At 44.4% G+C, this 20600-nt stretch carries 11 protein-coding genes; 1 reads left to right on the plus strand and 10 read right to left on the minus strand.

Annotated features, from left to right (window positions below; genetic code table 11):
• Positions 1–22: 22 nt before the first annotated feature.
• The 5 genes from K9M52_RS07705 to K9M52_RS07725 all read right to left on the minus strand — a co-directional run bounded on the left by K9M52_RS07705 (position 23) and on the right by K9M52_RS07725 (position 10262).
• On the minus strand, positions 23–2263 hold the full coding sequence (locus tag K9M52_RS07705; RefSeq protein WP_224071478.1) for an alpha-galactosidase: 2241 nt from the start codon (positions 2261–2263) through the stop codon (positions 23–25).
• Between the two features lie 68 nt (positions 2264–2331).
• Positions 2332–4431, minus strand: a complete 2100-nt coding sequence (locus K9M52_RS07710) for a glycoside hydrolase family 97 protein (RefSeq protein ID WP_224071479.1) — start codon at positions 4429–4431, stop codon at positions 2332–2334.
• Between the two features lie 12 nt (positions 4432–4443).
• Positions 4444–5589, minus strand: coding sequence for an aldose epimerase family protein (locus tag K9M52_RS07715; RefSeq protein ID WP_224071480.1), 1146 nt, complete (start codon positions 5587–5589; stop codon positions 4444–4446).
• A 7-nt stretch (positions 5590–5596) separates the two neighbouring features.
• Positions 5597–7153, minus strand: a complete 1557-nt coding sequence (locus tag K9M52_RS07720) for a RagB/SusD family nutrient uptake outer membrane protein (protein ID WP_224071481.1) — start codon at positions 7151–7153, stop codon at positions 5597–5599.
• A gap of 25 nt (positions 7154–7178) precedes the next feature.
• Positions 7179–10262, minus strand: a complete 3084-nt coding sequence (locus K9M52_RS07725) for a SusC/RagA family TonB-linked outer membrane protein (protein ID WP_224071482.1) — start codon at positions 10260–10262, stop codon at positions 7179–7181.
• Between the two features lie 435 nt (positions 10263–10697).
• On the opposite strand from K9M52_RS07725, the gene K9M52_RS07730 reads away from it, so the two are divergent.
• A complete protein-coding gene (locus K9M52_RS07730) occupies positions 10698–11603 on the plus strand; it encodes an AraC family transcriptional regulator (RefSeq protein WP_224071483.1) in 906 nt (301 codons plus the stop codon).
• A 5-nt stretch (positions 11604–11608) separates the two neighbouring features.
• Here the strand turns inward: K9M52_RS07730 and K9M52_RS07735 are convergent, their stop codons facing one another.
• The 5 genes from K9M52_RS07735 to K9M52_RS07755 form a co-directional block, all read right to left on the minus strand.
• Positions 11609–12556 (minus strand): AraC family transcriptional regulator, encoded by a 948-nt coding sequence (locus K9M52_RS07735; protein WP_224071484.1) that lies wholly within the window; start codon positions 12554–12556, stop codon positions 11609–11611.
• Positions 12557–12845: 289 nt separating this feature from the next.
• Entirely contained in the window at positions 12846–14447 is a 1602-nt protein-coding gene (locus K9M52_RS07740) for a solute:sodium symporter family transporter (RefSeq protein ID WP_224071485.1), read from the minus strand.
• A 148-nt stretch (positions 14448–14595) separates the two neighbouring features.
• Positions 14596–16992 carry a glycoside hydrolase family 95 protein gene (locus K9M52_RS07745; RefSeq protein WP_224071486.1) on the minus strand — a complete coding sequence of 799 codons (2397 nt, stop codon included), beginning with the start codon at positions 16990–16992 and terminating at the stop codon, positions 14596–14598.
• Positions 16993–17111: 119 nt separating this feature from the next.
• Positions 17112–19079, minus strand: coding sequence for a sialate O-acetylesterase (locus K9M52_RS07750; protein ID WP_224071487.1), 1968 nt, complete (start codon positions 19077–19079; stop codon positions 17112–17114).
• 200 nt (positions 19080–19279) lie between these two features.
• Complete coding sequence (locus K9M52_RS07755) at positions 19280–20296, minus strand: GntR family transcriptional regulator (protein WP_224071488.1); 1017 nt, start codon at positions 20294–20296, stop codon at positions 19280–19282.
• Between the last annotated feature and the right edge of the window lie 304 nt (positions 20297–20600).

Below are 20600 nucleotides of genomic sequence, written 5' to 3' on the forward strand. Positions count from 1 at the left end.
CCATGATTATATTTTTGTGGTCTTATTCATCCAGCGCCTGAGCAACCAATACGACACTGGATCTTGCAGCATCCACGTTCGGATTAAAGCCAACTGTCATCAGGAACTCACCGGTATATATCTGATTGCCGGTTATTGAGGATTGTGTGCCGGGATAAAGATTAATTTCCTCAATCCGGTAGGTACGGTCAGGATCAAGTCCTTTCCACCGGATCGGCGTATGACTTCCTGACGCGTAACGCTGATTGACCAGATAGTTAAAGATAACTGCATGTAATTTATTCCGATCTACGTACAACAGACTGGCCACATCATGCGTCCACGGACTTTGTAGCCGATACTGGTCTCCATGCCATATGACATTTTTCACTTTATTATAATTCCTGACGGAACTTTGACAAAAAGCCAGATCCGGAGCGCTTAAATCGTGAACCGGTATATCAAAGCCGAGCTTTCCCATCATCGCGACATCTACCCGGTATTTCAGTGGTTGTTTCCCCCAATTGGTAACATGGTTGGCACTGGCTATCGCAGGATAGAAATAAGAATACGACCACTGCATATATATCCGCTCCAGCGGATCTGTATTATCACTGGGCCAGTATTCTGTAAAATACTGAAGAGCAGCATAATCTACCCGTCCGCCACCACCCGAACAAAGCATCATTGGCACTTTAGGATACTTAGCACGGATCCTTTTCAGAATTTTATACAATCCTTCCACATAGTCAACATACAGGCGCTCCTGCTGAGATTCATGCATGGAATGGGCATTATAGATAACGGCATTACAGTCCCACTTTATATACGCCAGCTCTGGGTTTTTTACAAATAACGAATCAATTGTATGAAAGATAAAGTCCTGAACAGAGGGATTGGTAAGATCCAAGACTAATTGGTTTCTAAAATAATACTCTGGCCGCTCAGGTTGTTTAAGCACCCAGTCAGGATGACTATGATATAGATCGCTGTTTGGATTGACCATTTCCGGCTCGAGCCAGATTCCGAATTTAATACCCTGACCCGTTGCCTCTTTGACCAGATTACCTATACCATTAGGCAACTTTTTACGGTTAACCTGCCAATCGCCCAGCCCGGCATGGTCTCCGTTTCTCGGATAATGATTACCAAACCATCCGTCATCCAGCAGAAACAAGTCTACTCCCAGCTTTTTAGTATCTTGCAGAAGGGACCTTAATTTCGACTCATTAAAGTCAAAGTAAGTAGACTCCCAGTTATTCAGCAAAGTCAACCGTTGTCCGTTTCCATCAAGAATTTTGTAATCTCTTGCCCAACGTTGTAACTGCCTGCTTGCCTGCCCCTTTCCCTTATCAGAATATGTGTAAAGAAATTTGGCCGTTGCGAACAGGCTATCCGCAGGTAATTGAAAATTGGATGCATAGTTATTAATCCCGGGAATGACCCGCAAATTATTAAGATTGTCCAGTTCAAGGTCAGTCCGGAAATTGCCACTCCATTCTACAGATCCATACAGTACTTTACCTGCATCTTCGGTTGCTTTCTGGTCAAAAGAGATCATAAATACCGGCGGCTGGAAAAGATTCGCTCTTGTTCCCAACTTAGAATCGAGCGTTTTAATGCCGTGCGTCAGCAGTGTCTGCTCTGGCTTCATTTCCTGTGCCCAATCTCCGTGATAATGTGTTAACCAGAACTTCCTGCCTCGCAGATACAAACCGGCAGAAGCAAATTTATTCAGGGTGATCATCCCTTTTTCGTCATGTTCAATCTCAGCCCAGGTTTCCACGACATCTGTTGCGAAATAGGTCTTAAAATATAGATGAACCTTCAAGGGATAGACCCCGTCTTTTAGGAGAATTTCCGTAACATTGACATCTTTATTCACTTTTGTTGTATTGACGTCGGCGAATTTTAAATCCAGTGAAAGATTGCCGTCATTGTGCCTGACCTCAATTGCAGGTTCAAAAAGCGCCTGACTGCCCGATCCGGGGTAGACAACGTCTGATACTTCTGAATAATCACTACCCTGGTGATATTGCTGTACGATCTGTTTATACTCGTCCCGCCTGGACAACCTGGCCCCCAGATAAACCATATGTAAACGGTTATCCTTACCGACTTCAAAGACAGTTGCGCTGTGCGCCGTTTCAATAGGGATTAACTGAACTCCCTGTAATTTATTTTTTCCGTTGTCTCCATTTTGCGCGCACGACACGAACGGACCGTTCATGAAAATAAGTAAGCCAATAATAGAAAATAAGGAAAAGGAGATGCTTTTATTCATTTTTATATCTTTAAGCGGTGTAGGCTACGAAAGTGTATTTTTAAATGATCATATCATAAGTTGAATACTTAATCAATCGGTTTTAGCCAGAGTGCGGCACCTCCTCCGGGGGCAAGATGCATATTCAGCTTTGAGGCATGGGTCAGTTCCAATTTCTCCACGACATAATCTGTCGCCTGATGATCCGCATCAGGACCGTCTTTAAAAATTGTTGCCGCGTATTTTTTCCCTTTCGGCAAAAACGCACAATCAATCGAAATATCACGCTGGCTCCAGTTTGTCATTGCGCCTATGAACCATTGTTCATCACTGCGTTTAGCAATAACCGCATAATTACCCAAAGAAGCACTTAGCACCTTCGTATCGTTAAAGGTCGTCGGTACCCGTGAAAGATAACTGAGGACATCAGGGTACTTTTCATACACACTGGGCGCGTCACAAAGCATTGCCAGCGGTTGATCAAAAACGACATACATGGCCAGTTCATGGCACCTTGTTCCCATCGCAGAGGGAAGCCCTTCTCCTATTGGCCTGAAAGAGGCTCTGGTTTTATTACGCATGGCTCCAGACGTATAGTCTATGGGGCCTGCCAGCATTCGGATAAAGGGAACTGTCAGGTGATGCCCGGGATTGGCCGTCGTATCCCACTTATCACATTCTGCTCCTCTAACAGCCTCATAATTGATAATATTAGGATAAGTTCTTTCCAGTCCTGAGGGCTTTGTGCATCCATGAAAATCAACCAGCAAATGCCGCTTCGCCGCCTGCTGAGCTATTGATTCCATCCACGCTGACGCAACCTGATCATCTCTGTCAAAAAAGTCTACTTTTAGCCCCGCGATCCCGAGACCTGCCAGATAATCCATGTTGCCGGGTAGGTCTTTAAGTAATGAACTGGCAACGCACCAGAGAAATACACCTACATGTTTCGATCTTGCCCGGCGGATAACTTGACGAATATCAATTTTGGGATTAGGTTTTTGTATGTCATAGACATTGGACCATCCGGCGTCAATCATCAGGTACTCCAGATCATGCTTAGCGGCAAAGTCAACATAGTAATTGTATAGGGCAGTATTGCGGTTATCCATACCTGAAGGCATATTCACACCCGGCAATATGGCATCATGCCACCACTCCCAGGTAGCTTTTCCGGGTCTGATCCAATGTGTATCAGGCAATCTGTTCGGTTCGGACAACAGGTAAATCAACTTATTGGTCAGCAAACTCCGGTCATCGTCTGTCGCGATAATGACTCTCCAGGGAAATTTATGATGACCGGCCGTTTTGGCGATATAATTCTGCCGGTCCTTTACAACCGAAACAAAATTGCCCCAGCTACCCATAGCGGTAGTTTTAGGATAAGAAGCCCAATAACCGGACAGTAGTTCTCCTTTCCGTTGAAGATACATGCCTGGATAGGCCCGAACATCCGCCTCAGCGATGACGATCCGGCATTCAGGCTGTGTTACTGTAAACAGCGCAGGAGTGATGGCATGCAGGCTGTCCGGAATCGCCCTTACTGAGCTATATTGTTGATAGGGCAGTTCCCAGGCCGTCAGATTATTGGTCATGGCAATATCAGCGGTAACCTCTCCGGGCAGCCTAAAATCGGCCTGTTCCCCGATAATGGTTAACGAATCTGCTGACTTTGTTTTAAAGCGGTATGCAATGCCTTGATCATAGGCTCTGAAAATCACATCGAAGTCACTTTCAAAATGTATGGTCAATTCATTATAACGTTCTGCGAGATGGTCAAAATCCCCATAAACGGGATAAGCTATTGTATCAACTTCTCTATAAGCTGTGTTAAGAACCTGTTCATGGCTACCCAATACCCTGGAAGGTAATTTCAGGCTGATGGCAGGAGAACTGGCGACTTTGCGGTTCTTGTAGAAGAGCTTCCAGGAAATAGCATCTCGTGTTTCAATTGAAAGCCTGTACATCTTGTCAGGGGACTGAAGTTCGAGGTGTTTTGCTTGAACTTTATTTTTTGATCCATCCTTGGCAATTCCCGCGGCATTTGACTGAATGACCACAGCCAGCAAAGCCGCTACCAGGCAAAGTATCCGATATCCAGATAAACATGAATGGGTTTGCCGCATATATAAAACCGGCACTGCGAACATTGACTCACTCTTTTGCTGTCTCTTAATCAAATACTTCATAATTACTTTTCCTCATTTTTGTTTAACAACAGAAAACGTGTATGTTATATATTCGAGATACGGTTTGTCAACATCAATAATTGCGGGCGGGAAAGAAGGCTGGTTCGGACTATCGGGGTAATACTGACATTCCAGAGCCACCCCGTCAAAGGGTTTATAAGCACATCCGGCATGACCCGGCAGACGGCTGTACAGACGGTCTCCTGTATAGACTAACAGGCCGGGATAACTCGTCCGGACTTCCAATTTTCTTCCCGAATGGTCACACACAAGCTGGCAGGCAAGGGATTCATCTGTCTTCAGCAGCTCAAAACAAGTGTTTAACCCCCCAACATTACCGGCATCCTCCTCCAAATGTGTCATACGGCAATTCTCCTTCGGTTTACCGCCCGATAATCTGCCGCCAGGCATCCCTGCCTGCTGCGTTCTCCTGTCTAAACATTGATCTGCGATCAGGCCTGAAATCTGCTCCTTACGCACAGAGATCTTCCGTCCTGTCGGGATATAGTCGGTACCGGCTTCCAGAATCTTATCTGCTTCAATCTGCAATCTGTGATCCAGGCAGTTTTTGTGGCCACCAAAGGATCCGGATGCACCAGACAGATTAAAATAACTGTGATTGGTCAGATTCAGAATCCCCTTACGGTCTGAGCATGCTTCATAGATAATATGTAAGCTATCCTCTTTCTCCCCCCAACAATAGGATACTTTTAGTTGCAAGTTACCTGGGAAACCTCCGTTACTATGTTTGTCCGCTAAACAAAATACCAGTTTCGCCGCAGCCCCCTCTTTAGACAATTCCGATACCTGAAAAACCTGATGATCAAAACCTGCGGCTCCGCTATGATTACTATGAAGGCCTTCATTTGCTTCTAACCTCCAGACCTGTTGATCCAATGTAAATCTGGCATTTGAAATTCTATTGGCGAACCGGCCAATTGTAGCTCCCATAAAACTCTGGTCCTCCAGATAGGCTTTCAGTGAATCAAAACCCAAAATAACATCATCCAATCGCCCCTTCTTATCCGGTACTCTGGCGGCTACGACCCTCGCTCCATAATTAGTTAATTTAACAACACTTCCGGCTGAATTAGTGAGTGTAAACAAATACACCGGTTGAGCACAATAAGTTCCCCAGCGTTCCTTTCTTACTTGCATAGTTTGTCTAATGATTATAGCCCGGGTTCTGATCCGTATCTGGGATATCCGTATTTTGAAGTATTTCTGTTAAAGGAATCGGATATAACTGGTTATAAGCTTGTATTGTGCCACTTTCTTTAGCCCACTTATTTCTAGATTTAATCAATTCTACAAATTTTCCGGAGCGGATTAAATCCATTCTCCGCCAGCCCTCAAAACATAGTTCGCGCATCCTTTCATCCAACACCTCTTTTCGGAACTGTTCCTGATTCATAGCGGCACTCCACCGGTCCGCCTCAGGCAAGGTGCCTCCAAATGCGCGCCTGCGAATCTGGTCATTGACAATTTGCACGGCTTCAGCAGTCTTTCCAGTCTCATTGAGACACTCTGCGTAGTTCAATAAAATATCAGCGTATCTGAGATAGAACACGTCTTTTCCTGAATACCAGAAACTCAACGATCCCTGTGTTCTCGGGTCCTCATACTTCTTGACGTGGGGATCCAGTTCATCACCACCAAAGCCTGCCGGAATGGTAGGATGTATGCTATCCTTATAGGTAAAGTCGTAACGGATGCTCGCGTCTTTTCTCAAGTCGCCGGTTTCCCATATTCCGCCATCCTTTGCATCGCTATAACAGTACTTGGTCGGCACAAGCAAGTCATACCCTCCGAAATAACAATTACCATCAATATTGGCCAGCGCGCGCGATCCCATCTGCCACTGGATCTGGTTATTATCCGGATACACATTATTAAACTGAAATTCATAAATAGATTCCGTGGAATTCGGCTTTGTGGGATCGAAAAGATCTGCGAAGTTCGCCACCAGCTGATACTTATGTGAATCGATAACCTGTTTAAAATATCCGGCGGCTTTTTCATAATCTCTGAACCCGGAAGAGTCCGGGGCGTATAGATACACTTTCCCCAAAAGTGAAAGTGCCGCGTATTTAGTAATATTCTTCTTATCCGCCTGCGTTTCCGGCAAATTTTCCACTGCCGTTAAAAGATCAGCGGTTATCTGTGTATAAATATCCTTTAGCGGCTGCCTGCCAGTGCCAAGTTCTGTTAGTCTGGCAGCATCTACAATTGGAATACGTCCCCAGTACTGTGTCAGCTCGAACATCATCGCAGCCCTGATAAAACTCGCTTCTCCCAACAATTCCTTTCGTTTCGTTTCATTGGAGGCATCCTTAAGATTCTCCAGTGCAAAGACCGCCTGTGCCGCGGCCGCCACGATGGGCCAACGGGGATTCCACTGCCCCGTTAAGGCATTATTGCTAGAAGCAAGATAACTCCCATATTTATCCAACGCTGACTGGTCAGGATCGGTCATCACCTGATAAGCCCCTTGCTGCGTTTCATCTGTCCCTAATTGAAAAACAAATCCCCCTCTGTCTTTGTGTATATTACGCCAATTTGTCAACAGCCCCGATAACAATGGTTCAATATTCTCCAATTTTGCGTAAACCTGTTCCTGTGTCAAAGCTGTCTGCGGCTCCCTGTCCAAAAACTTATTACAGGAAATACAACCCAGCAGCAACACAAGCAACACACTATACCGAACTATAAATCGTTTCATGATCACATGTTTAAATTTAATTGAATTAGAACGAAAGATTTATCCCGACTACAACCGATTTGAAATTGGGATAGTCATCACCTGTCTCCGGATCAAAGCCCTTGTCTTTTGTCCATAATAGCAGATTGGTGCCTGAAACATACAAGCGAAGCCTGTCTAAAAAAGAGGGCCTCAACTTTTGATCGAAAGTATAAGATATCGTGCAGTTCGAGAGCCGGAGAAAAGAAGCATCCTGAACGCCCAGGTCCACATTGCCATAGGAATAGACGGATTCTCCATAGGCGACTCTGGGGATAAGCGTGTTCGTATTTTCCGGTGTCCACCTGTCAAGCAGATCTCCGGAAGCGGCGCTCATCCCTGTTGATCCGATCAGGCTATTATATAAATAACTGATCCTTTTTGCGCCGTGAGAATAATTAAAAAATGCATTCAACGCCCATCCCTTATAACTCAATGTGGTTCCGAATCCGCCATAATATTTGGGATCTAGAGTGCCTACTACAGATCTGTCATTATCATCTATAATATTATTGCCATCCAGATCTACCGGGATAATGTCTCCGGGGCGAATCGTCCGGCCACCAAAGTCGATATCTTTAATGGCATCCATATCTGACTGTTGTGCAATTTTTTTAAATTTATACAGATAGATGGCGTTTACAGGCTCTCCTAGAAACAGATTGCCCGTCGGCTGAATTTCAACGCCTGTATATCCACCTTTGTTATATATCGCATCAACGTCAGCATACAGTTCCGTTACTTTATTCTTCGATGAGGATACGGAGAAATTCACATTCCAGTTTAGCCCGCTGCCTCTTAAAATCGCATAATCAAATGAAAACTCAAGGCCCTTGTTAGTCAGTTCTCCGACATTGGCTACTGTATTAGTGAATCCCGTTACAGTAGACAAAGTTTTGTTCATCAACAGATTGCTGTTATTGATTTTAAAATAATCGAAAGAGGCATTCAGGCGGTTATCAATAAAGCTCATATCCAGGCCAAGGTTTAACTGCTTCTGTCTTTCCCACTGTAAATCAGGGTTTCCCAGACGTCCATCAGACACATATACAAACTGTCCGTTGGTAGTGGTCGGACGGTATAAGCTATACATAGCATAATCAGGAATATTCTGGTTACCAGCAATCCCATAACCTGCTTTAAACTTAAGCTGTTCTACCCAATTCACATTTTTCATAAAGTCCTCTTTTGCCATATCCCAGGCTACAGCTACGGAAGGAAACGTCCCCCATTTATGATCCGGGCCGAATTTGGAAGATCCGTCAAAGCGTAAGGTTGCCGTCGCAAAATACCTCTGATCATAGTTATAGTCCGCTCTCGCATAAAAGGACAATAACGAAGTGGTTACAAAATCTGACGCTAACACCGTCTGATCTTTTGAATAAGCACCATTCAGGAATTTATAGCCAAAATCATCATTGGGAAACCCATGCGCCTGAATATCATTGTAATTACTCGTATTTTTCTGAACCGACATCCCGCCCAATAAGTTGAGACGATGGGCGCCCAAATGCATGTCATACGTGGCTGTGTTATCCCATTGCAGGTTCGTGGTCTCACTTTTATAATGTTCTGCGCTGCCATGATAACTGTTGCGTAAGTCCTGTCCGGTATGCGCCGGTATGTATTTATACTGTTGTTGATTGATGTTATCTATAGAAAACGTGGAGCGCAGATCCAGATTGTGCACTGGTGTAATGGAAATATAGCTGCTTGATAAAAGGCGTGTCAGATATTGTTTGTTCAGGATATTGAGGCTTAGTAAGGGATTAAATTGATCCTGATTTTTAACATCAGCCCATTTAAGATAAGCTAAGTCAGTAGTATCGATGGCCAAAAGCGGATTGGCGCCCAATGCAGCACTAAATACGCTTCCATCAACTATGTTCTCGGTTGTCTTCGAAAATGTTGTATGGGTTCCCACTTTTAACCATGATTTTACTTTCTGTTCCAGGTTAATGCGCCCGCTGTATCTCTGATAGTCAGATTTCTGCATCAGCCCGTTCTGATCTGTATAATTGAGGCTTATCAGGTACGTTCCTTTATCCGTGCCGCCGGAAAAACCAATCGTATGATTTTGCTTGACGCCCGTTCTGGTCACGCGGTCCAACCAGTTATAGGAATCGCCATTTTTATAAGCTTCCAGCTCATATGCGCCAAAAGCGACCGAGCTATCACTTAAAAGATAACGATTGATATAATCCTGACGATCGGCTCCCGGATTTTTATCGATATAGGCATTCGCATATGCATCTACCCGTAAATCAAATATATCATGGCCATCCATCAGGTCTAACTTCTTACTAAAAGAATCCCAGCCTACCCAGCCATCATAGGTTATTTTCCCCTCGCCACGGTGCCCTGCCTTTGTCGTTACCAAAACGACACCGTTTGCCCCTCTTGAACCATAGATAGCCGTAGCGGAAGCGTCTTTTAAAACAGTGACACTTTCAATTTCATCCGGGTTAAGGGTATTAAATCCGCCATCTATAATAGTGCCATCTACAACAAAGATAGGGTTTGTGCCATATTGAATGGAATTGATGCCACGTATCTGAATGCTAGCTCCACTTCCGGGCTGGGCACTGGACTTAACATATACCCCGGGCAATTTTCCCTGTATCGCCTGATTGATATCTGTTGTCGGTGTAGCAGCTATTTGATCCGCTGAGATCGTCGCCACGGCGCCCGTCAGATCACTTTTCTTCATGATTGCCCCGGCTACCACGACAACATCCATTGTCGCCGCCGTAGGCACCATAGCTACATTCAATTCTTTATTACTGCCTACAGGCCGTTCGATACGCTCAAAGCCGATATACGCAAACACTAATGTATCAGTGCTATTCACTACTAATTGGTAATGACCCCGGGCATTAGTAATAGCGCCCTTTGAGGTTTGTTTTACAGTTACCGAAGCACCATCTATCGGCAGCCCCGTTTCGGCACTGGTAACTGTACCACTGATAGTCACATTTGTCTGTGCCTGAGCAGCAAAAGCAAACAACAGAGAGCTGAACAGCAACCAACAATTTCGCCTGAGAGCCCTTATCGGAAGCTTGCTTTTACACACGTTGCCCATATTTTTCATGATATAAATTATTAAGTGAGGTAATAATTATCTAAGCCGTTTAACAACTAAAAGAAAATCGTTCAATTAAAATCTTCAAGGACAGGAAGACAAAACTACCGTCTTATATTTTACTATAAAATGGATTATTCTTTAAAAAGGATGGACATTTTAATTTTTCAAAAAAAAAATACGGATAGTGAATCAATTTTTCAAAATTGAAGATTCCCATGAAAATTCTACCCTATCATATGCGCACACCTATAGCGCATATGACATGAAACATGCTCATAGCAAGGAGTTTAGAGAACAGCGATAAAACTAATTTTCCGTAGCTTCAAAAACCGATACTTAATCTATAAACCCGCATACAAAAAAACTTATTTCACCACACCATTTTTTTTGTGCATATTTGGTATGTCGGCTGATATCTAAAAAATATAAAATCAGTGAAATATGCCTACCTCTAAACATACAAAATTCCCATCGTTGGAAGAAGGCTTTATTGGTCAGAAGCGGATCGTCCTTCCTCCGGATGTTCAAAACAAACAGACATCCAGCAAATTAATCCGACAGTTTTTCATCACCGCCATTGGCTATTACCCCAACGCCAAACATCATCAGATTCACCGGGTAGACGGCGCTCCAGATTACATCTTCATTTATTGTGAAACCGGTGAAGGGAGCATCAAAGTTGAAGGTGTTCAATATCACTTACGTCCAAATACCTATTTTATTATACCCAAAAAGACCGCTCATCAATACAAAAGTAGCGAGGAACAGCCCTGGACGATCTATTGGGCACATTTCAACGGTACAATTGCCGGTACTTTGTTCAAACGTGGGCTGGGGCCAGAAAAAGGACTCCAGCTCCAGTCCTTTGCATTTAATGAGCAGATTTTCGAATTATTTGACCAAACAATTTCCATGTTGGAGCATAACTATACGACCGCTCAGCTTGAAGTAACAAATTTGAACTTCTTATATTTTATCTCCCGTTTTGTCTATCACCAACAAATTAACCATAATCTCTATGATAATGATAATATCAGCGCATCGATAAAATTCATGAAAGAAAATCTTTCCAAATCCCTCACACTTGACGATCTGGCAAAAAGATCCGGCCTTTCCGCGTCCCATTTTGCCTTATTATTCAAAAAGAAGATGGGTATTGCGCCTATACACTATTTCAATCAGCTTAAGATTCAGAAGTCCTGCCAATACCTTTACTTTACCACGTCTTCCATAAAAGTGATCTGTTATGAGCTGGGATTCGAGGATCCCTACTATTTTTCCAGACTGTTTAAAAAATGCATGGGCGTATCACCCTACCACTATAGAAAGACACATAATCCTGCGTAGACCGACTAACCAGCCAATAAAGAAACCTTCATCCCCTGTCCCAGTTCAGAGATAACCGGTCTATTATCCGGTCTACCGGAAGATTTATACGCCAAAGGTGACATCTTCATATGTTTTTTAAAAAGGCGTGAAAAATGAAAAGGGTCATCATAGCCAATTGCGTCTGCAACATCCTTCACTTTCAGGCCTCTTTCTTTCAGTAAACGGCAGGCGTTTTGCAGCTTCAACTGAATAAAGTATTCCAGTGGAGGAATACCTGTCGCTTTCCGGAATAAAGCAGAGAAATAAGAAACGGACAAGTTAAGGCGCTCTGCCAGATCCTCAACGGATAGTTTTTCACGGATCATCTCTTCCATGAAGACGATGGTCTCCTGAACCCAGTTTTCCGCCTCATTCTTTTTTGATTCACTGGAAGGAAAAAGAAAGGAAGCCAAAAAATGATAAAGACAAAAATTCGCATGTGCATAATCAGAACTGGAAATTTCTTCACTGAGTAAGCGGTACATTTCTTCCCATATTTCAATTCCTTTTCTGTTAACACCTATATCGACAGGCCTGATCGATGGATTGATGCCAGATGAATCATTAAAATAAGAAATGTTGCAGCCGTCAAAATGGGTTATATAAACACCCCAAAAGTCATTATTCTTAACGCCATATGCCACCGGCAACTCCGTAGCCGGGATTAACACATATTGATTCGGATGTAGCGTATGCAAGCTGTCCCCGATACTGCACCATCCACTTCCACTGGTACAGTAAATCAGGATATTAAAGTCCGTACCTTTCTTAAAGTATCGGTGATAATGCGTCGCTTTCGGTAAATGTGTCAGGCTGGTAATAAAGAACTGGCCCGGGAACGGACACTCAGCCAGGAAATGAACATATACATCATTTGTGAACTGAACGCTCCTTTCACAAACGTGGTCAATTGTGTTTTGATATGTACTCATCGGAGTTTTTTTAATACAGAACTGCACCTTATGACTGCACTTCCATTTAAAAGTAACTTTATGTTACTTAGTCTATACTATACTATACTACTAACAAATATATAAACAAATTCTCTAAGTTTCGAAACTTTTTTAACAGGGGAAATACCGTTGTTTGCTTTTTATAAGAAGACTGTTTTACCGAGGAACACTTAAGTTGTTGTAGACCAGTAAACTCAAAAGTACCATGAATAAGGATTGACACGTACAGTTCATATCAGAACAATAGCGCAAAGTTTTTGAACGCTGACTATGCCTTTGCCAGCCCGAGGGGTGAAAACAGAAAGAATATGCCCAGCATCAGCAAAATCAGTATAATTGAAAAAACATACCGGTGCTTCCAGGGGTGAATGGGAACCAGATTGGCCAGTTCCTGCCGGTATGGGACGGTTAAAGGCTTAATCCGTCCGATGATCAGCATTATGACACAGGTGATGATAAACAAGATGGCTAAAAGATGTAAAAAATGGATCTTGAGTGGCCATACCGTCTCCAATATGGCGTAGCTAAACGTAAAGAACAGCAATCCGGCTTTTGCCGCAATGGGCGGGACTCTTTTGGTTAAAAATCCTATCAGTATAATTGTAAAAATCGGCAAGCTGAAAAAACCATTCACCCGTTGGATGTAATTATAAAATCCGTCCTTCGCAAAAAAAATAAAGGGGGCAATCATGACGGCACAAAAGCAGGCCAGCAGTTCAAAACGTTTAGCCACTCTAAGTAAATCCCTTTCAGTAAATGACGGCCCTTTCTTCTCCCGCCACGGCTTATAAATATTTAAGGTAAAAAGTGTCGATGCACTGTTTATACCAGCATTAAAAGTCGTCAGGCTCGCCCCAAATACGATCGCGGCCAGATAACCGATAAGATAGGGAGGAGAGGTGAGTCTGATCAGGGCAGGAAACACAGAGGCAGTGTTATCCAAACCCGAAAGAAGGTGGACCGCGATCAACCCCGGAACATTGAGCATGAGAATAGACAATATCTTACCAAAACAGGCTACCGCAATACCTTTCTGACAGGTAGCGAGATCCTTGGAGGCCAGTACTTGCTGAACGATATATTGCTCCGTTCCCCAATAGTATAGATTCATCAGCAACATACCGGTAAATAATGTACTAAAGGGTACGGCGTCGTTTTTTCCTCCTATACTGTTCAGATGACCGGTCTTAGCAGTAAGGACTTTTTCGAGTCCTTGATGCCAGTCTCCATGACCCAGATACCGAAATCCAAAATACGGTAAGGCAATGCCTCCGATAAATATGCCGATTCCTAACAGCGTATCTGAAATAGCGATAGCCCGTATCCCACCTAAAACAGCATAAAGACATCCGGCCAGCCCCATCAGCCAGATAATGATCCATAAGGATGCCCAATAATCTAAATGCCAGACATCAGATAATTTAAACAGGCCGTTAAACGCGACGGCACCTGTATAAAGCACTGACGGCAAGAGATTAACGACATAGCTCACCAGAAAGATCACCGTTACGATCGTTTTCGTCGATTTATCATAGCGGGCTTCAAGATAATCAGGCGTTGTTGTAATACCGGTTTTTAAATAGATGGGCATAAACAGTTCCGAAACCACCAGCATTGCTAAAACAGAAGTAAGCCCCCATGCCATAACGGACATGTTATTGGTATAGACCAACTCGTTTTCTCCAATAATCGTTGCTGTATTAATATTGGAAAACAATAGCGCACCGCCGATCATGATGAAATTCAGGCTACGATTGGCTAAAAACAAAGAACTTACGGTTTTGATTTTGTGCCGCCTTGTCTTTCGCCATGCCAAAAATGCAGTGAAGGCGAAAAATACCAGAAAAACAGTAAATGATAGCCAATCCATATGATTCGGTTGCTTGTTCGTCAATCATGGAGATAGCCGGTTGCGTAAATATGAACCTTCCACCGGGCACTGCTTTATGCAACACCCTTTTCAAAATTAATAAAACTAAACGAATGCGGCCGGATTTCAGCAAGCCTCCCGGGGCCAATTATAGCTTAGTGACGACACTGCCTGATCGCTGTTCAGACCAAATATTTTTAATCCTCCCATTTACTTTAATCCTGACAGGCCGGGACTTCGGACTGTAGACATTATAATTGATCACTTTTCCTTTTTTCCATTCAAAATCAACCGTAAAATTGCTTCTTGCCTTAAAGCCGGTTACTTTTCCGCTGACCGCCCACGAATCGGGCAGGGCCGGCAGAAGATTAATAAACCCGTCGTGGCTTTGCAGTAGCATTTCTGCAATACCCGCTTCCCCTCCAAAATTAGCGTCAATCTGGAACGGCGGACCGGCAGAAAACAGATTGGGATAAACGCCGCCGCCGGCGCCGTAATTCATATGCGTATCCAGGGTAGGCCGCAGCAGATCTTTTAGCAATTTAAACGCATGATTGCCCTTGTATAGCCTGGCCCACCAGAGCATTTTATAGGCGATCGACCAGCCAGGCCCGTCGTCGCCGCGTGCTTCAAGGGTTTTGGCCGCCGCTGTCGCAAGCTCGGGGGTCTTTTCCGGCGTAATCAGGTCTGCCGGGTAAAGCCCGTATAAATGGGAGACATGCCGGTGATGGGGATCTGTTTCCTTATAATCTTTCAGCCATTCCATGATACGCCCGTCGGGAGCGATCCGGGCCACCGGCGGCACCTCTTTCAGGCGCGCCGCTAAAGAATCCCGCAGTGCCTGATCGACATCCAATATCTTTGCCGCCGTGATCACATGGCCAAAGAGCTCGCGGATGATCTGATTATCGATGGTAGGCCCCATACAGATACTGGCGGTTTTTCCGTTAGGCAAATAAAAACTATTTTCCGGTGAGGAAGAAGGAGACGTCACCAACCATCCTGTTGCCGGATCTTTTACAAGCATATCGTTATAGAAAATGGCTGAGCCTTTTAATACCGGGTATATTTTCTTGAGATAGGCCCGGTCCGTCGTAAACGCATAATACTGCCATAGATTATTACAAAGCCATCCGGAACCCGACTTCGTGACGCCCCAGGAAGCGCTTTCGCCGGGTTCCGTAAATAACCATGGATTTGTAATAACATGCGCCACCCAGCCCCTGGCATTGTAATACGCCTTGGCTGTCTTCTCGCCATGTGACACCATTCTTTCAACCAGATCCGCCAGCGGCAGCTCCAGTTCAGAAAGATTCGCCACATCCAAAGGCCAATGATTCATTTCCACATTGACGTCTAAATGATAATCCCCGTTCCAGGGCGTCTGTATCTGATTCGCCCAAAGTCCCTGAAGGTTTGGCGGAAGCAGCCCCACTCTGGTGCTGCTTATGCTCAGATACCGGCCAAACTGAAAAAACAAGGCTGCCATGTTCTTATCCGCATCAGGGTCTTTCTGAAAGGCGGCCAGCCGTTCACCTATCGGCAACAGATACTTGTCCGATGCCGAATCGCCGATCTGGAGGGTAGCGCGGTCAAATAACTTACGGAAGGCATCCATGTGCGCCTGTTTTTGTGTCGCATAAGGAACCTTTGCGGCATGATTCAGCAGGCTATCTATAACATGTTTAAAAGCAGCACCTTCGTAATCCGTTCCGGCAGAAACAAATATCAAAACTGAATTTGCACCCTTTACTTCTATAGCCTTTGCACTTGCTGTGATTTCTCCCCCATCAGGTATCGCCTTTACGCTTGCCAGATAGCGCATGCCCCGGCCGTCTGTTCCGTTATCTAAACGGCCCTGCATCTGTAATACCCCGTTATCGTTTGATACGATGCCCTTTTCCTGCCGGCTGACCGTAACTTTACAACTAATCTTTCCTTTTCTATCCGCAGTCAACCGAATCACATTCACATCATCCGCAAAACTGCAAAAATACTCCCGCCGATAGTGTACCCCGTTTAACTCAAAACTGCAGTCGGCAACTGCCTTTTGTAAATCTAATGAACGGCTATAGTGTTTGTATTGAGTGGAGGTCTCCACCGGCCGCCGGTAGCCGCCGCCATAATCAAAAATGATCTTCAGGTCCCCCAAAACCTGGTAACATCCAAAAGGAACAGAAGCCGAACCCTTACCGGTGCAAATAAAGTGTTGATCGACTAAAGCCTGGGCCTCCACATTTTTACCGGCAAAGAGTAGTTTTCGGATCTTGGGCAGATAGGTATATGCGTTATAATTATTAGCATCCTGCTCCGCTCCCGACCATAGGGTTATGTCGTTTAAAACAATATGCTCTGTATCAACACCGCCGTCCGGGGTCATACCGAGACGGCCATTACCCAGGGGCAGCGTCTGTTCCCATTGCCCGGCGGGCTGGTCAAACCATATGCCTAATTTAGGCGCCTGCGCACCGGCAAATGAGCAGGCAAGATGCCACAAAACCACCGTCAATCCTGCCTTTCTGATTCCTTTTAATCCTTTAATCACTTTTTTCAGTTTAAAGATGTACAAGTACCGCCAGACCGGTTACACCTGTTCTAATGTGACATACAAAAATATCGTATTGAGAAACGGCGGAAAATAGAGAATTCTACTATTCTCCTGTACTATTTTCGGGCGAACGCGCCTGAAAAGCTACCGTTGTCCGTTCTGAACGGAGATGCCGGTAACCCTTTTTTATTATATAAATTAAGTCCTTCAGGATCATCTTCCCAGCCATAGCGCACCGCAACAGGCCTCTTAACCTTTCTGCTGCTGACCAACACCTTCCCATGTTTTATCAAAGCATCCGCCGGAACAAATCCGCCATCACGGCCTGCAACAACGAATCCATGCACCACACCACGGGCATTACCTTTTGATATGAGTCCGCTACCTATTTCAGAAAATGTCAGAACGAGTTTCCTCCCTTTTCTCTTCATCGATTGAAGAACCGGCCCGGAGCAGACGCTGTCCTTCAGATAGGCCACCTTCAAAGCAGAAAGCGCCAGACGGTAACCTACGTCCTGTTTATTTGTCGGATGAATATTTTTCGATTCTCCCAGATCGATGGCGACGGCCTCACCCGTATTGGGTAATGCCAGTGCCTGATGTTGTCCCTCCCTTACCAGGGCCCAATGGCTATGTAAATCGTCTGTATTTCCCGGATCAAAGTTTGCCAGCTGAACCCATAGAAACGGAAACACTGATTTACGCTTTCTTCTCCAATCCTTAATGAGCATCTTAAATAATTGGCCATACTGTTTCGAATCCGCATAGGAGTTCGTGTTCTGTTCCCCCTGATACCAGATAACCCCTTTAATCGAAAACCTGTTCAGTGGCGCTATCATACCATTATAAAGTTGGGAAGCAAACGTATTAGGCCCTTTAAAATGAACATTAAACTGTGTACTCAGTACAGAAGGCCTGGCCCGCCACCTTCCGGAAAGGGGCATAGAATCCTTACCACCCCATACCAGAACCGGACTGTGACCGTCCTTCACGAATCCGCCGCCCCCATCCGCATTGGTCAGCTTAACAGCTATCACATTGCGCCCCGCTTTCATAGTCCCCGCAGGCAAGTGATAATGCCTGGCACTATACCAATTGCCGGTTTGGCCGACCCGAACGCCGTTTACATAAGTAACATCCTTGTCGTCAATAACACCTAAATCCAAGACAGCGCCTTTAGCGGCCTGATCAGCTGTAAGACTAATTTCTTTCCTATACCAGACAGTTCCCGTAGCGTCGTGCCAGGGGGCGTGTGACCAGTCTTCAGGCACGATTGTCTCTTGCCAGGCGGCGGTATCGGTCTCTAGCTGAAACCAGCTATTCAGCTCACCTGCATCCCTGGCCATCGCGCTGTCATATCTCATTTTGGCAGTTTGCATCCTGCTTTCAATAGCTACAGAGTCTTTTGGATCAAAACCCTTATATGCGGGCAGCTTTCCGATGACATCCCAGCCGATCCAGTCCTGGATCAGTGTGCCTCCCCAGTTAGCACTGATCAGGCCTACCGGAACATGCAGATCCCTGTTTAATTTTCTTCCGAAAAAATAAGCAACTGCCGAAAACGAAGGTATGTTTTCCGGCGTGCACACATTCCATTCTCCGGATTGTATATCTGCAGCAGGCAGATAATTCATCGCCCGGCCAACAGTAAACAGTCTTATCTCCGGATGATCTGCCTGAGCGATCTCCTGTTTTGAACGATTGACTTTTGCCCAGCCGGAAACAGGAAACTCCATATTAGACTGACCGCCGCACAACCATACATCTCCCAGCAAAATGTTGTGGTAGACAATGGTATCTCTTGTACCAGATATGGTCATGATATGTGGGCCGCCATAGCACATGGGCCTAAGCAATACTGCCCACCTGCCATTTTCGTCAGCCATACCGATTGCATGTTGGCCATTAAAATCAACCTTTACCGGTTCATGGCTGTCGGCCCAGCCCCAGATCTTTACCGGCTGATCACGCTGTAAAACCATATTGTCGCTAAAAATCCTTGCTACGCGTATTTGTGCAGTTGCCGCCGTTGCAAAAAACAGAAGCCATTGCAATAAAATAACAAAACAAATGCTCGCCCTCATTGTCAAACACTTTAAATATGTGATAAAAGCCTGCTTATCCGGCCAAATGGTACTCAACGGCGTAAGTAAGTCCCGGAAGGCATTATATCTATGGCCAGAAACCTGCAAGGGTGTCGTACCCTTAATATAACAACACGCCCTCCTATGTAGCCGGCCCGCCAGATGCGGAAAAGATTTTTAAAAGGATGAATGCTCTTATACTATAATGAGTTCCGTCTGATTAATACTGTAGGAATCGTCTCGTGAATAGGCTCACGGTGGATGACAAATTCAGCGGCCTTCTTTGCCATCAGCGGAAAATCAGTGGAATATGTTGTTATTCCGTCACAGATAATTTCTTTAACGATATCATCATTATGCGACAATATGCCGACGTCCTTTCCAATAACCAGATGCTGTACCTTACAGTCCTTTAACATCGCCCAGAGCTCCGTATTATTTATCGTAAAATATACATGGCCTTTTTGTATCGATCCCGGAATGTACTCGGGACAAATCTCATTGCGGATTCTAAAATCCCGTACAAACTTTTTAAATGCACTTAAGATCTCTATAGGTGTATCGGACTGCGGCCGATGATAATAATGCATCATTTTAAAACTTGCGATCGTATCCGCCAGTTGCGCAAAAGCTGTATAACTGGACTTTTTAAATTCCTGCGTTACAAAATTAAAATCTGTCCCAAGTTTTTCATGTCGGTCGATCATTAAAAACTTATCCCTTGGCAGTGTCAACAAAATTCCGGCGGTCTTTTTATGGGGTATCGGAGCAACAACATACATTCCGTATTTACCGCGAATGGTGGCTATTATATTCTCAAAGATTACGATATTGTTATGGTGGAAGAATACGTCAATCTGAACATTGTCGCTCACATTTGCCCGGAATGTTTTATAGAACGTCTCCTGAAACGTGTCAAAAGCAAACAGAACAAGTGCCACCTTCAGCTCTTGCTGTATGTTACTATTCGCCACAAAAAAACCAATCCTGTTTTTGGATTCAACAACACCTCTGCGGATTAATTCTTTATAGCCTTTAGCAATCGTTTCCCGGGCAAAATTCGTCTCTTTCATAAACTCATTGACAGAAGGTAACTTATCCCCCTGTACAAGCGACTTATTATGGATAGCATTTAAAATACCCTGAATAAACTGTTCATGTTTAGAAATATCCAACACGCCACTCAGTTTATGAAACTCTTCAAAAACCTTTTTCATTGATCGCATGGTTAAATTAGTTTGCAAAAGAGGCCTTTTTGAAACGTACCCTCTCCTTCATATATGGTGTTTCATTCTGTTGCTCCATCCCCGATAAAAGCATCTGTACTATTCTATACCTGTCAAATGTAAAGAAAACATTTGAAGCACCGAGTTTTTTAATTCATAAAATCCTTATCATGGGAATATCCAAATTGTCAAACTAAAAAATGCAACTCGCAGAAGCGGCCGATCTGATTACAACACCTGTATCCAGCCTTTGTGCCATCTAAAACAGTTCGCATCCCGCCACAAAAACCAAAAC

Origin of the sequence: Arachidicoccus terrestris (assembly GCF_020042345.1) — a bacterium.
GTDB classification, from domain to species: Bacteria; Bacteroidota; Bacteroidia; order Chitinophagales; family Chitinophagaceae; genus Arachidicoccus; species Arachidicoccus terrestris.